This window comes from Clostridium frigoris (genome assembly GCF_018861865.1).
Classification (GTDB): domain Bacteria; phylum Bacillota; class Clostridia; order Clostridiales; family Clostridiaceae; genus Clostridium_AD; species Clostridium_AD frigoris.
In genome coordinates, this window is record NZ_JAHLDV010000022.1 from 22,986 (window position 1) to 36,634 (window position 13,649).

Consider the following 13,649-nt stretch of genomic DNA (forward strand, 5'->3'; position numbering starts at 1 on the left):
TTTGATAACATTCATAAGTGAATGTTCGTTTAATTAAACTAATAAAGCATCTTGTATTATTGTAATCAGCTCTTTTAGTAAATTATCTTTTTCAACTTCTCTAATGCATTGGTTACTCGCAATAGACTTTACTGGAAAAAAAAGTATTGCTATCAAATTATCATTTTGAATATTCTTAAGCACTTTTTTCTCCTTCATTTCCTCAAACAAATTATTCAAATTTTTTATGCCTTTTCGATCTAAACAATGACAAGCTAAGGCTGGACAACTGGAGAATTGATCCACAAAATGAAATATTTCTCCATTTTCTTTAATGTAGGTATAGTACCCTCTAGCCAATATTTCAATAAGCTCATGTCCATCCATATTCTTATAAACCATACTTAGTAAATAATCAAATATCTCTTCAGAATACTCATAATATATATCTTGAAACATAATTTCTTTATTCTCGTAATAAATATAAACAGTAGCTGGGGAAACCCCTGCCTCTTTTGCAATTTTTGAAATAGAAGTACCATGAAAACCTAATTCAAGTATTAGTTTAACAACTGCTTCCTTTATACTTTTTTCTTTTTCATCATCTTTTCTTCTCATCTAAACACCTCTACTAATTTCTATAATAAACGATCATTCATTTATTGTCAAGTGTTATATATTAAAATTTATATTATAATTTTATTTTTAAATAACTAGGAATTAAAACCAATAATCTGGTTTCTACCCATGTCCTTGGCTTCATATAAAGCATTATCTGCAATCCTTACAAATCAGTAATTGTAATCTCATCATTCGGTATAACAGATAAAACACCTAATGTTACAGTTACGATATCCCCTACCTTTGAAAATTTATGAGGCATTGATAGCTCTTCCACATTAATCATAGTCCATTTTAGAAGAAATATCGATTGCTTTAGAAAAATATTTTTCACATTCCACATAATTTGTTTTTTTCTCATGTATTAAAGCAATTATCCCATATGCTTTTGCTAAACCAATTTTGTGATCATTATTAATTAAATATATAAGAGATTCATTTAAATATTCCAGTGCTTTATCAAAGTTACCGAGTTGGTACTGTACATTACCAAGATTCAAAAGTACACCACCAAAGGTAGCTTTGTAGTTCAACTTTCTGTCAAGATTAACAGCCTAATTGTAATATATAATAGCCTCTTCATAACATCTAAGAAGTCTATATATCTCAACAATTCTATTCTAAATTTTTGCAGTATAGTATTCATACGTATTCTTAAAATAATTTTTACTATCTGTTATTTTGTTTGCAATTTTTTCGGCATAATTATAGTATTCTAAACTCTTTTCGTATTCTCCAGCATCAAAATAAGTATCCCCTATAGTTAAATATATAAGTATTTGCAAATCACATATACTTTGTCTTTGAGATATCTTTATTGAATCAAATAAATGTGGCATTGCCTTTTCATATTTGCTCATATTTAAATAAGCGTACTGTCAACAATATTCTTACAATACAGGACTGTCTTTTGTTTTCTTTATACTCCTTGATAAAAAACATGCGGTAAGAGCCGTTGCAATCAAATCAGCACAAGGTTGTGAAAACCATAACCCATCCAATTTTAAAAACAATGGAAGTATAAGAATAATAGGTATTAATACTATGACTTGTCTTAAAATACTTAAAGTCATTGATGTTTTTGCCTCATTTATAGCTTGAAAATAACTTGCGCCTAGAATTTGGAATCCTAAAATAGGTAAAACCATTAAATCAATCCTAAGTCCATGTGCTCCTAATTTTATTAATTCAGAATTATTACCTACAAATATTGCAATAAGTTGATTTGCAAATAATTGCACAACAATAAACCCAATTACAGCAATACAAGTTCCAAAAATTATAGCAAGTTTTAATATTTTAAAAACTCTATTATATAATTTAGCACCATAATTATATCCTATTATAGGCTGTATACCTTGACTAATACCGAATATGGGCATAAAAATAAGCATTGATATACTATTTAATATCCCCATTGCAGCAATTGCAGGATTCCCTCCATAAGTACCAAGACCTTTATTATACAAAATAGCTACAAGACTTGAAGCTATTTGCATAGAGAACGGTGCCACTCCAATAGCAAAAATATCCTTAACAATATATTTGTTAAACTTTAAGCTGGTTTTGTTTAATTTAAGTACACTTCCGCTGTTTTTTGCTGTAAAATATCTAATTACTAATAAAGTGTTAAAAGCTTGAGAAATTATAGTTGCTATTGCAGCACCTTGAATTCCCATTTTAAATACAAATATAAATATTGGATCTAATATAATATTAATAATTGCTCCAAATATCATTGTAAACATTGCCATTTTAGGATTTCCCTCGGCTCTAATTATGTTATTAATACCAAATCCTATATTTTGAAAAACAGCTCCCATAAGTATGATTTGTATATATGCTTTTGCATAGGGCATGTTATTTTGATCTGCACCAAACAATATTAAAATTTTATTCAAAAATAAAACTCCAGAAATCCCAAGTACTACCGATATTATTGTTAAAAGCATTACAGCATTCCCCAAAATATTATCTGCTGCCTCAATGTTTTTTTCTCCAAGTCTTATTGATATCACTGAACAAGCACCTATACCAATAAGCATCCCAAATGCCATTATAATAACTGATATTGGAAATGTTATAGCAAGACCCGATAATGCATATGATCCCACCCCTTTAATATGCCCTATATATATTCGATCTACAATGTTATATAATGCATTCACTACCATTCCCGTTATAGCTGGCACACAAAACTTAAAAAGTAATTTGCCTATGTTTTCTGTTTCTAATTTTACATTCATAAAAAATTTCCTCCATTTTAAAATATATACTTTTATAACATCATAATCCATTTAATATTATATCATCCACTATATATCATCCACTATATATTATAACATCCATTTTATATATATTAATTATCTTATAAGAATAAATACATCTAATCTAAATTAGAAATTAAAGCTTTCTGAAGTCACTTTGTAATAAATGTTCTTTAATAACTATTATTGTTTACATCTTTATGAAAATACTGTATTATAATATATAAGAAATAAATATAAAATTTATAATTTAAACATAGTATTAAATCATCTCCTGCGGAGCTGAAATATTAACAACTTTGGAAGCAGATGTAGACTGCCACCAAAGCAATTTTACTAAGCTAGACAACTGTCACTTATAGAAGATGGCAGACTTGAAGCTTCCAAAATGTTGTTAAAAATAACTATTTTTTAAAACCATTTTATATGTAATATCTGTTTTATGCATAACTTAATTATAATATATTTTAAAGAGGAGCGATTAAATTGAAAATTGAAAATTTATTTGAACAAAAAACATTAGATTCAACTATAAATGTAAAAAACTCTATAGTTATGGCACCTATGACTACTTTTTCTGCAAACCCTGATGGAACAGTATCTGAGTCAGAGTTAAGCTATTATAAAACAAGATCAAAGGGTGTAGGAATAGTAATTACTGCAGCAACTACTGTACGAGAATCCGGCAAGGGATTTCCTGGGCAATTTGCTGCCTACAACAATAGCTTTTTACCCGGGTTAAAAAAATTAGCCCAAACCATAAAAGGAGAAGGAGCATTAGCAATTCTTCAAATATTTCATGGTGGAAGAATGGCAATTCCTGCCGAAATACCCAGTGGTCAAACTATTAGTGCAAGCGCTATAGCCCCCGAGAGATCAGGGTCAATAACTCCTCGTGCAATGACAGAAGCTGAAATTCAAGATATTATTAAATCTTTTGGTGAAACAACAAAACTTGCAATAGATGCAGGTTTTGATGGTGTAGAAATTCATGGAGCCAACACATATTTATTACAACAATTTTTTTCTCCTCATTCAAATCGAAGAGACGATATGTGGGGTGGAAACATTGAAAAAAGAATGAATTTTCCACTAGCTGTTATTGCACAGGTTAAGAAAGTAATAAAAGAAGATGGCATAAAGAATTTTATAGTTGGCTACAGGTTTTCACCAGAGGAACTAGAAATTCCTGGTATAACTTTAGAACAAACTCTTTCATTTATAGACATTTTAGCAAATCAAGGATTAAGTTACTTACACAGCTCCATATCGGATTTTTGGCAAAGTTCAATACGGAATGCTTCCGATACTAAGCCTATCATTTGCAATATACTTGACAAAATACATGGCAGAGTACCCTTCATTGGTGTTGGCTCTATCCACACTCCTGAAGATGCTATAGAGGCATTAAATAGTGGTGTCACATTTATATCTCTTGGTAGAGAGCTAATCATGGAACCCGACTGGGTCAGTAAGGTTCAAACTGGTAATTTTTCAAAAATACGTACTACTTTAGATAAAACTCAAAGAAAATCTTTAGATATTCCGGAGCCACTTTGGAACGCAATTATAAATACGCCAGGTTGGTTCCCAATGTCAAAATAATTACTTTATCACTACTTATGGATATTAAGGTAATTACTTAACACATCTTATATAACAAAAGTACCAGATATGAAATAAAACATATCTGGTACTTTTCATTTTGATTACTTACTTTTTAAAAATCCTATATAAAAAAATTCTTTCTGCGCCTAATGTACTCTTTAATTTCATAGAAATAAATAATTAAATGCAAAGATTTATTCTTTATCATCTTACCGACTATTTTTTTTTGAAAACCTCCAAAGTTAAAATACTTTAAATTGTGAGCCAAAATGTTGTCTTCAATAATTCGTGATATTTGCTTCTTAATTTCTAATTTATCGCAATCTGAATCTTTATAAAACAAATTGTTTAAACTCATTATAATGCTATCAGTGAATTTCATTTCTACTATATCTTTATTTGTATCTGTATATGCATTATTATTAATTAAAAATTTTCTTACTGCTTTGTACATGTTATTTTGATTATTATATAATTCCTTATTAAATGTAGATGTAATAGAATTATCATTATAATTTACATAATTATAAAGTTGTTTATCAATTATAGTGATGTTACCACAATGTTCTAAATATTGGAGATTGAACATAAGGTCCTCACCCCAATTTATTAAGCTATCAAATTCAATATTATATTTTTTTATAATATCAGCAACATATAATTTATTCCAAAGATAGTTAATATAATAATTTTTAAAAAGAATACCAAATTCATTAAAGAATGTTTTTTTTGTAATACTAACTTGATTGTTTAAACTGATGGCATTGAAGTTTATTTTACCATTTTTATCCTTAGATACTCTTGTGTATCCACAAAACACCATATCAATGTTTCTATTTATTTCATTAGTTAAAGTTTCAATCATATTAGGTTCAATATAATCATCAGAATCAACAAATTGAATAAATTTTCCTGTGGCTACTTTTATACCTTTATTTCTAGCAGATGACACTCCCAAATTTTTCATATGTACTACTTTAACACGATTATCTAGTTTTGCAAAGATATCACACAAATCTCCACTATTATCAATTGACCCATCATTAATAAGAATTAATTCTATGTATTTATATGTTTGATTTAAAATACTCATAATACATTTCTCTATATATTTTTCTGAATTATATACAGGAACTATTATACTAACAATCCTATTATGATACACTTTCTTCATCCAATCCTAAATCTTTTTTTATTTTAGTGGTTGATATTTCTGGCGTTCTTGATAGATATACCACATCACAATATTCTTTTAAAAAATCAAATTTTCCAGACCAATCATTCCCAATAGTAAACACATCAACCTTAAATTCCTTAACATCATGAACTTTTTGTTCCCAACTATCTTCAGGTATAACCAAATCCACATAACGTATAGCTTCAACAAGCTTCTTTCTTTGATCATACGAGAAATAGCACTCTTTACCCTTTATAGCGTTAAATTCATTAGTTGACAATGCTACTATAAGGTAATCACCTAGTTCTCTAGCTTTTTTTAATACATTTATATGACCATAATGTAACAAATCAAAAGTCCCATATGTAATTACTTTTTTCATTAGTTTTGTCCTCCCTTAATGATATCATTCTATAAACCTAATTCATTAAATAACCTTTTAGTATTGTTAAAGTCTGAATAACTATTTGTTTTATTATTAACTTTTTCTCTAATATCTTTAAAATCGTCTATCTCATTATTTATATTTTTTATGTAAGTTTTTAACTCAGATACATCTTTAATAATTTGTCCTGGAATCCAATCATAAATATCTTCAAAAACAAACCCTCGACTACTACTATATTCTTTTAAATCGTCCATTACAAAGCCAATAGGTTTATTAAGCAACATAAAATCAAAATAGACTGATGAATAATCAGTAATAAAGGCATCAAATTCTTGAAATACTGAATATAGTTGCTCACCTATGTTTTTAAAATTACAATTTGCAACTATTTTAATGTTACTTAATTTACTAAAGTCCTCTTTTTTAAGATAATCCATAGGATGTAACTTAATTACAAATAAATCATTATTATCTCTTAAATATTCATTAAACTCTTCTAATTCTTTATTAGATAATAACGGTAATTTTCTATTTTTGTGCTTACCATCATTTCGTTTTCCATCCATAACTGATTTTCTAAATGTCGGCATCCATAATATTTTCTTATTATAAATCTCCCCATTTATATTTAATTTAGATAATATATTTTTAAACTTATTTATATCATCATTTCTAGGCAATCCAGTAACTAATACTTTACTCTTACTTACCCCAAAAACCTTCGATATGACATTTTGAAATTCATCAGATGTAGCTATAGTATATGTAAAATGAGGAATATTCTTTTCATCTTTATTGTCTAGATATCCTATGTTTTTAAGTGGCATACCATGCCATAAATTAATTACAATTTGCTTTTTAAGATTTTCTACCCCATTAAAAGGTGTATGAGTATAAAATATATACTTCGAAGTCATGTAATTTAATAGCCCCAAAAGAGAATTCTTTTTTACAACCTTAACCTTAAATGAAAGTTGTAATTCACTAATTTTATCTGGAATAGATAAGTCATTTACTAACCACACAATTTCATATTGAGTCAAATTTTCTTTAATTATATAATTGAATACACCCATACAATTATCAGAGAAATCTGGAAAACTAATTAAACAAAGCTTATTTTTTTTCTTTATTAACATCTTATTTAATAATGAGCATATTTTTAAAATACATATGTTTATCAAAAAACCATTCCTTTTTTAAATATTTATTGTTTTATATAATATTACTAGTAACTATATTATATTTACACCATTCTTAGTCTATCCTTATATTAACATACAAATCGTTTTTTGTCGATTGTTGTCGACTAGTATTATCTCATTGAAAAAACTACAAAAAAGCAAAGAAATGTTTAGAGATGTAAATTACACTTTACTTCTCTAAACATTTCTTTAAAATTATTTTTATATCTGTATATATTATAATTTAGCATATTTTATATTAATTTTCATCATCATCATGATATACGAAGTTACAAGGTCCTCCTTCACAATTTGGTACTTCTTCATCATCTTCACCAGTATACATTTTTTTATTACTTACATCATTTCCAATTGATGTACAAATCAATTTTTCAATGTCTGTTGATATATCTTCTGGTGTAGTTGTTGGTTCATATCTATGTTCTACATTACCATCCCTACCAATAAGAAATTTTGTGAAATTCCATTTTATTGAATCACCTACTAATAATTCAGGGAATCTTTTCTCAAGCATATCATTAAATTTTCTTTCATTAGCTTTATTAAGATCAAATCCCTTAAATCTTGCTTTTTCTGTAAGATATTTAAAAATCGGATGGGCATTTTCTCCTCTTACATCAGTTTTCTCAAACAATGGGAAACTCACTCCATAATTAATTTGACAGAATTTTTTTATTTCACTACTTTCACCAGGTTCTTGCTCCAAAAATTGATTGCTTGGAAAACCTAATATTTCTAGGCCCTTATCTTTGTATTGATTGTAAAGTTTTTCTAAGCCCTCATACTGTGGTGTAAATCCACATTTGCTTGCTGTATTAACTATAACAAGCACCTTTCCCTTGTACTCATTAAGAGAAACTTTTTCACCATCGATTGTAATTGCTTTAAAATCATAAATTGACATTTATCATCCCTCCATTTCTATATTTTTAAATAAAATACTAAAAAATTTTATCTACTAAAATAGTATGTCTACATAACTTAATTATCATTCGACGAAATTTTTTATACTAATATTTTGTATTCTTCAAAATGTTTTACTTTCTAATAGCTTGTACTTTATAATAATCATTATTACTTTTATAAGATTATTGTACCATATAAATAAATAAAACACAATATGGTTTGGAGTTTATTTACATCACTATGGATATATATTATTAAATAATCATTAACTTAAATATTGTATTTAATATATTAGCTAAAAATGTGCTATAATAAATCTTTAATGTCTTTACATGCATAAATAATTTATATATATCTACTTTCTTTATGCATATTAAATACCATTATAAATGGAAAATTTGTTAGGAGTGAAAAAACATGAAAAGTACAATATTAACACCTAGTGGAGTAATAAAATTAGAAGAAGAGTTAACCCTACGAACTGGAGAAAAAAGAAGAGAAATAACTGCAGCAATTAAAGAAGCAAAAGGTCACGGCGATTTAAGTGAAAATGCAGAATATGATGCAGCTAAAGATGAGGAAGCAACTAATAACGATAGAATAATTACAGTTCAAGAGTTACTTCGGAACTCGACAGTAGTAGATGACGATAGCAGTGATGAACAATTAGGTCTTGGAGGTCAGGCAGACATTAAATTTCTTGATACTGACGATATTGTAAAAGTACGTTTGGTATCAACAGTAGAGACCAATCCAGATCTTATGAATATAAGTATTGAATCACCACTTGGAATTGCAATCTACAAAAAGGCACTTGGAACCAAATGTACAGTTTTAGCCCCTGAAGGTAATTACGAAGTAGTTATAGAGAAAATTTACGAATAGTAAAAAAAAGAAAAATTTAAGCAGAGAGTAATCGCTACTTAAATTTTTCGCATTATTAATGAGCTTTGTCAGTAGATGAAGCTTTAAAACTTTTTTCAATAATTTCTACAACTTTAGTATATTTACTCTTCTCACTAGTTGGAAATTTAAAAATGAAAGTATCAATTGAACCTTTTCCAACTACTTTCTTTTGATAGACTATTTTGTCGCCTTCAATATAAGATATTACAAACCAGTTACCAACTTTGACTTTATAATACATATTATTATTTTTTATAGCTTTGTTATATATTGAATCAACTGTATCGTGTGATACATTATTAGTTCCATAAATCTGAAGTGATATACTTTCATCATCTGATTTAAACATATTCCCACTAACAGTTTCTTCAACTACTTTTAGTTCACTAGGATATTTAATCGAACATAAAAACTTTGCATTAAGGTAATTTTTATATTTAACGTCTTTGGTTAACTCACTTTGATCCTTTGTATTGGATATTTTTTTAGTCTCAAGGGCCTTTGCATCTGACAATTTTTTATCTGCTAATATTTTTGCCTCTACTATTTTCTTATCTGCTATTATTTTAGCATCTAATATCCTCTGGTCTGCTACCTGCTCTGGTGACCCTATTGTAGATTTTGCATTTTCTGCTGACAGAGCTGGTAAAACTACTATATATATAACCAGTATTACACTAATCATTACTATAACTGATAAACTTATAATTACTTTTATTGACTTTTTCATTAGTTTTTCCTCCTAATATATTCTTCTTTAGTTACAATTCTATTATTTAATTTTTCATTTGAAAAATCTAATATCCTCCTCACTGTCAGTGATATTTCTAGCAATCCTAATCACATTGCTTAAATGTATTCAAATTTATTATCTTTATTTACTTTGTAAATGAATATCCAAGCTCAGTATACATTATTCTGTTGTCTTTCCAAAGTCAATAAGTTACATTTTCACTTAGTCAATCCTTATTACTTTATATCAATTCAGGATTTATAAAGCCACGCACCAAATAAACTCATGGCTAATAAGACATCTTGCCATGAGTTTGTAAAATATAATATTATTAAAGTTATTTGTAATTCATAATTTTGTAGTAAAATTTGTTTTATATTTTATTGCATTAATTTCTGTCAATGGCTTACTAAAAATATAGCCTTGTATTTTATCACATCCTTGACTTGTAAGTACTGACCTTTGAATTTCCGTTTCTACCCCTTCTGCAACAACTTTTAATCCCATCCTATGTGCAAGCATAATAATAATAATATCAATAAAATTTTTATCCTTATTATTATTAGCAATATCATCCACAAATGACTTATCTATTTTTAGTACATTCATCGGCAATAAATTTAGATATTTTAATGATGAATAACCTGTTCCAAAATCATCCATAGCAATACTTAGACCAAATTCTTTAAGCACATTAAGTTTTGCAATGTTAATATCAAATGATTCCATTAATGAGGTCTCAGTAATTTCGATTTCAATAAGATTTGGTGACACGCAACTTTTATTTATAATGTCTTTAACCGTATCAACAAATTCATATTGCATAAATTCAATTGGTGAAATATTTACTGATACAACATATTTATCTTCATTTTTAATATTGATTTTATTACAGAAGTCGCAAGCTTGTTTAAGTACCCATCTTCCGAGTGGCACTATTGTGCCATTTTCTTCTGCAAGTTTTATAAATTTATCTGGTTGAACAAAACCATATTTGGGACTTATCCATCTTATTAATGCCTCATAACCACAAAGCCTACCTGTTATTACATCAATTTGGGGTTGATAATATAATACAAATTCATTATTTTCTAATGCTTTTCTTATACTACTTTGTAGCAATATTTTATTCATTATAACATCACTCATAACTTCATCAAAAAATTCATAACAATTTTTTCCTAATTCTTTTGCCTTATGTAATGCTGTATCCGCATTTTTAAGCAATCGCTGAACTGTATCCCCATCTTTTGGGAATATGGCTATTCCCATACTAATCGTTATATAAAATTCATTGTTTTCAATTATTAGCTTTTTTTCAAATACTTTTAAAATTCTTTTTATATAATTACGAACGAAATCAAAATCACTAAGCTCCTTTATAAGAATTACATATTCATCACCGCTAACTTTAGATACAAACACTTTCTCACTTTTTTCAAAGGTTTCTTTAAGTATTTTACTTATATAAATAAGTACATTATCCCCAGTTTCATGCCCAAAATATTCATTTATAAGACTAAAATTGTCTATACCAATAAAAATAATTGCTCCACAAAGGGAATTCTTGCTACAATTTAATAATGCAATTTTTAATTTTTTATTTAAATATGCTCTATTAGGGAGACCGGTCAAAATATCATGATACGCTAGTTTTCTTATTTTAATATCTTGAAGTTTTCTCGCTGTTATATCAGTATGTGAACCTGCAATCCGCTCGATTATACCTTTATCATCACGCACTACTATACACTTTTCCACAAAATACCTATATTCTCCATTTTTCATTGTAATTCTATATTCACATGAATACTTTTCATGATTTGTTTCTTTAATTAATCTTTGATAATTTAAAAATATACCCTTATCATGAGGATGTATATGTTGAACCCAGTTTTTTATTTTCAAAAAGTCATTTTTTGAAAAACCATATTCTGTATACCAGCTATCAGTAAATAGTCTTATGTTTGTTAATAAATCAAAATCCCAAGTTCCCCCTGTACTTGCTTCACATATTAATCTATAACTTTCCTTAACATGAACTAATTTTTCATCCTGAATTTGTATTTTTTCATATTGTGCCTTTAGCTGCAATGAGGACACTTCTAATTCCTCATAAGTTGATCCAAGAGTAACATTTGCTTCAACTAAATCTTTTTCGGCCCTTTTTCTAATTTTGATACTTCTCAATAAATACACAATACAAAACATCATAATAACAAAAACAATTAATAGTAACAATATATAGTTTTTATAATTATCGTAAAAAGTAACTTTTTTATTTAAAATTATGCTATCTGCTGGAAGTAACTTCTGATTTATATCAAATTTTTTTAACATGTTGTAATCAAATATATATTTATTAGGGCTTTTATCTATAATCGGTATGTCCTTAACTGAAGTTCCTGTTAGTATTTTCTGCACCATTTGAGCTCCAACTTTACCCTGCGCAGTATGACTAACAACCTTTCCTCCTAAAAGACCACTTCCTATTCCGTGAAGATATAAATCAAATAAAGGCTGTTTACAATTATCATAAACAAGCTTAACTCCTGTTTCAAAATCAATTGGATTTCCATTTAAATCTCTAAACGCTGCTATAAAAATTACGATAGTATTATCATCTATATTTTTTAACTTATTCTTAAAATCATCGATAGTAAATTCACCTAAATTTATATCTGAAAATTTAAGATTAGGAAAATATTTTTTTTGACTATAAAAACTCTTTACATCTTGAATACTAGTTTCAGTTGAGTCTCCTATTGCCAAAATGTTAGTGGCCTTAGGATTTATAATAGTTGCAACACTCAATGTATCTCTCGCAGAAACATCCTCTGCTACCCCTGTAACCAAATTTTTACTTTTTGAATTTAAGGCCTTTTGAATATCATTTACTCCAAAAAAAACAATTGGAATATCATTAAATAGTTCCTTTTGATATTTCATAGCAAAATCATATGCATTATCGTCTCCTACCATAATTGCATCGTATTTTTCAGGACTATTTTTAATTTTATAATTTAATAAATCATAAAAATTATTAATATTCTGCTCCTGATAAAATCTTTTGCTATCCATAAATTCTAAATCCAATATAGAATTTTTATCCGTTAAAACAGATTTAATTCCCTCTATTTGTTGAAAAAATACTGGGAAAGAAGAATTATAAGAACTTATAAACAGTATTCTATCTTTATGATCAACAGAAGCAAAAGTATTAAATTGAAAACTATTAAAAATAATATATATTGCGAAAATCATTGTCATTATCCTCTTCTTCATCTCAAACCTCTTTTCATATGTTCTTTCTAATATTATACCATTATTGTAATAAAGTTCCTATAAACAATTTCTCTCCCTACCATGTTATAGTGCTAGTTTTAATTATTTCTATTTTCTTTTTCTATGTTTAAAAGTTTTTCTTTCACATCTAACCCACCTGCATATCCAACCAATTTACCATTAGAACCAATAACACGATGACAAGGAATAAATATCAAAATCGGATTTTTATTATTTGCCATTCCTACCGCACGAGCTGCTTTTATATTACCAATATTTTTTGCTATATCCTTATAGCTGTTAGTTTTACCATATGGGATTTCTCGAAGTGCATGCCACACCTTTTGCTGAAATTCGGTACCACTAGGTGCAAGTGGTAAATCAAATACTTTTCTTTTTCCTGAAAAATATTCTTGAAGTTGTCTATTTGCTCCCTTTAGCAAGACGGTTTCGTTAATATTTGTACCTTTAGGCATTTTTTCAATAAAATTCATTTGGGTAATAGCAAAGCCATTCTCAATAATTCCTATTTTACCAATTATTGTTTCATAATAAAATATATTATTAATATTAC

General features: G+C 27.6%; 13 protein-coding genes and 1 pseudogene. 2 read left to right on the forward strand and 12 right to left on the reverse strand.

Annotated elements, in window-relative coordinates; genetic code table 11:
- Window positions 1-33: 33 nt before the first annotated feature.
- The 5 genes from KPL37_RS10830 to KPL37_RS10845 form a co-directional block, all read right to left on the reverse strand.
- Complete coding sequence (locus KPL37_RS10830; RefSeq protein WP_216149203.1) at window positions 34-597, reverse strand: TetR/AcrR family transcriptional regulator; 564 nt, start codon at window positions 595-597, stop codon at window positions 34-36.
- Window positions 598-763: 166 nt separating this feature from the next.
- Window positions 764-886 carry a hypothetical protein gene (locus tag KPL37_RS20085; protein WP_281418671.1) on the reverse strand — a complete coding sequence of 41 codons (123 nt, stop codon included), beginning with the start codon at window positions 884-886 and terminating at the stop codon, window positions 764-766.
- On the reverse strand, window positions 879-1,133 hold the full coding sequence (locus KPL37_RS10835) for a tetratricopeptide repeat protein (RefSeq protein WP_216149260.1): 255 nt from the start codon (window positions 1,131-1,133) through the stop codon (window positions 879-881). The genes KPL37_RS20085 and KPL37_RS10835 overlap by 8 nt, the downstream gene beginning before the upstream one ends.
- Window positions 1,134-1,220: 87 nt before the next feature.
- Window positions 1,221-1,460 carry a hypothetical protein gene (locus KPL37_RS10840; protein ID WP_216149205.1) on the reverse strand — a complete coding sequence of 80 codons (240 nt, stop codon included), beginning with the start codon at window positions 1,458-1,460 and terminating at the stop codon, window positions 1,221-1,223.
- 30 nt (window positions 1,461-1,490) lie between these two features.
- Window positions 1,491-2,846, reverse strand: coding sequence for an MATE family efflux transporter (locus KPL37_RS10845; protein WP_216149207.1), 1,356 nt, complete (start codon window positions 2,844-2,846; stop codon window positions 1,491-1,493).
- 507 nt (window positions 2,847-3,353) lie between these two features.
- On the opposite strand from KPL37_RS10845, the gene KPL37_RS10850 reads away from it, so the two are divergent.
- Window positions 3,354-4,472, forward strand: coding sequence for an NADH-dependent flavin oxidoreductase (locus tag KPL37_RS10850; protein ID WP_216149209.1), 1,119 nt, complete (start codon window positions 3,354-3,356; stop codon window positions 4,470-4,472).
- Window positions 4,473-4,596: 124 nt separating this feature from the next.
- Here the strand turns inward: KPL37_RS10850 and KPL37_RS10855 are convergent, their stop codons facing one another.
- The 4 genes and pseudogenes from KPL37_RS10855 to KPL37_RS10870 form a co-directional block, all read right to left on the reverse strand.
- Complete coding sequence (locus KPL37_RS10855) at window positions 4,597-5,649, reverse strand: glycosyltransferase family 2 protein (protein WP_281418672.1); 1,053 nt, start codon at window positions 5,647-5,649, stop codon at window positions 4,597-4,599.
- Window positions 5,630-6,034: a glycerol-3-phosphate cytidylyltransferase gene (gene tagD / locus KPL37_RS10860; protein ID WP_216149213.1), complete on the reverse strand. Its 405-nt coding sequence runs from the start codon at window positions 6,032-6,034 to the stop codon at window positions 5,630-5,632. The genes KPL37_RS10855 and tagD overlap by 20 nt, the downstream gene beginning before the upstream one ends.
- Before the next feature lie 29 nt (window positions 6,035-6,063).
- Window positions 6,064-7,179 carry a CDP-glycerol glycerophosphotransferase family protein gene (locus KPL37_RS10865; protein WP_216149215.1) on the reverse strand — a complete coding sequence of 372 codons (1,116 nt, stop codon included), beginning with the start codon at window positions 7,177-7,179 and terminating at the stop codon, window positions 6,064-6,066.
- Window positions 7,180-7,606: 427 nt separating this feature from the next.
- Window positions 7,607-8,149: pseudogene (locus KPL37_RS10870) on the reverse strand (glutathione peroxidase); the annotation flags it as partial.
- 419 nt (window positions 8,150-8,568) lie between these two features.
- Here KPL37_RS10870 and KPL37_RS10875 point away from each other — a divergent pair.
- A complete protein-coding gene (locus tag KPL37_RS10875) occupies window positions 8,569-9,036 on the forward strand; it encodes a GreA/GreB family elongation factor (RefSeq protein ID WP_216149220.1) in 468 nt (155 codons plus the stop codon).
- A gap of 55 nt (window positions 9,037-9,091) precedes the next feature.
- Here the strand turns inward: KPL37_RS10875 and KPL37_RS10880 are convergent, their stop codons facing one another.
- The 3 genes from KPL37_RS10880 to KPL37_RS10890 all read right to left on the reverse strand — a co-directional run bounded on the left by KPL37_RS10880 (window position 9,092) and on the right by KPL37_RS10890 (window position 13,644).
- Window positions 9,092-9,787: a hypothetical protein gene (locus KPL37_RS10880; RefSeq protein WP_216149222.1), complete on the reverse strand. Its 696-nt coding sequence runs from the start codon at window positions 9,785-9,787 to the stop codon at window positions 9,092-9,094.
- Between the two features lie 351 nt (window positions 9,788-10,138).
- Window positions 10,139-13,075, reverse strand: coding sequence for an ABC transporter substrate binding protein (locus tag KPL37_RS10885; protein WP_216149224.1), 2,937 nt, complete (start codon window positions 13,073-13,075; stop codon window positions 10,139-10,141).
- A gap of 98 nt (window positions 13,076-13,173) precedes the next feature.
- On the reverse strand, window positions 13,174-13,644 hold the full coding sequence (locus tag KPL37_RS10890; protein ID WP_343216254.1) for a methylated-DNA--[protein]-cysteine S-methyltransferase: 471 nt from the start codon (window positions 13,642-13,644) through the stop codon (window positions 13,174-13,176).
- Window positions 13,645-13,649 lie beyond the last annotated feature (5 nt).

Bases quoted from the DNA above. Each gene is read 5' to 3' on its own strand.
- KPL37_RS10865 (WP_216149215.1), bottom strand. From the start codon at position 7,179: ATGTTAATAAAGAAAAAAAATAAGCTTTGTTTAATTAGTTTTCCAGAT.
- KPL37_RS10855 (WP_281418672.1), bottom strand. From the start codon at position 5,649: ATGAAGAAAGTGTATCATAATAGGATTGTTAGTATAATAGTTCCTGTA.
- KPL37_RS10880 (WP_216149222.1), bottom strand. From the start codon at position 9,787: ATGAAAAAGTCAATAAAAGTAATTATAAGTTTATCAGTTATAGTAATG.
- KPL37_RS10830 (WP_216149203.1), bottom strand. From the start codon at position 597: ATGAGAAGAAAAGATGATGAAAAAGAAAAAAGTATAAAGGAAGCAGTT.
- KPL37_RS20085 (WP_281418671.1), bottom strand. From the start codon at position 886: ATGATTAATGTGGAAGAGCTATCAATGCCTCATAAATTTTCAAAGGTA.
- tagD (WP_216149213.1), bottom strand. From the start codon at position 6,034: ATGAAAAAAGTAATTACATATGGGACTTTTGATTTGTTACATTATGGT.
- KPL37_RS10875 (WP_216149220.1), top strand. From the start codon at position 8,569: ATGAAAAGTACAATATTAACACCTAGTGGAGTAATAAAATTAGAAGAA.
- KPL37_RS10840 (WP_216149205.1), bottom strand. From the start codon at position 1,460: ATGAGCAAATATGAAAAGGCAATGCCACATTTATTTGATTCAATAAAG.
- KPL37_RS10845 (WP_216149207.1), bottom strand. From the start codon at position 2,846: ATGAATGTAAAATTAGAAACAGAAAACATAGGCAAATTACTTTTTAAG.
- KPL37_RS10885 (WP_216149224.1), bottom strand. From the start codon at position 13,075: ATGAAGAAGAGGATAATGACAATGATTTTCGCAATATATATTATTTTT.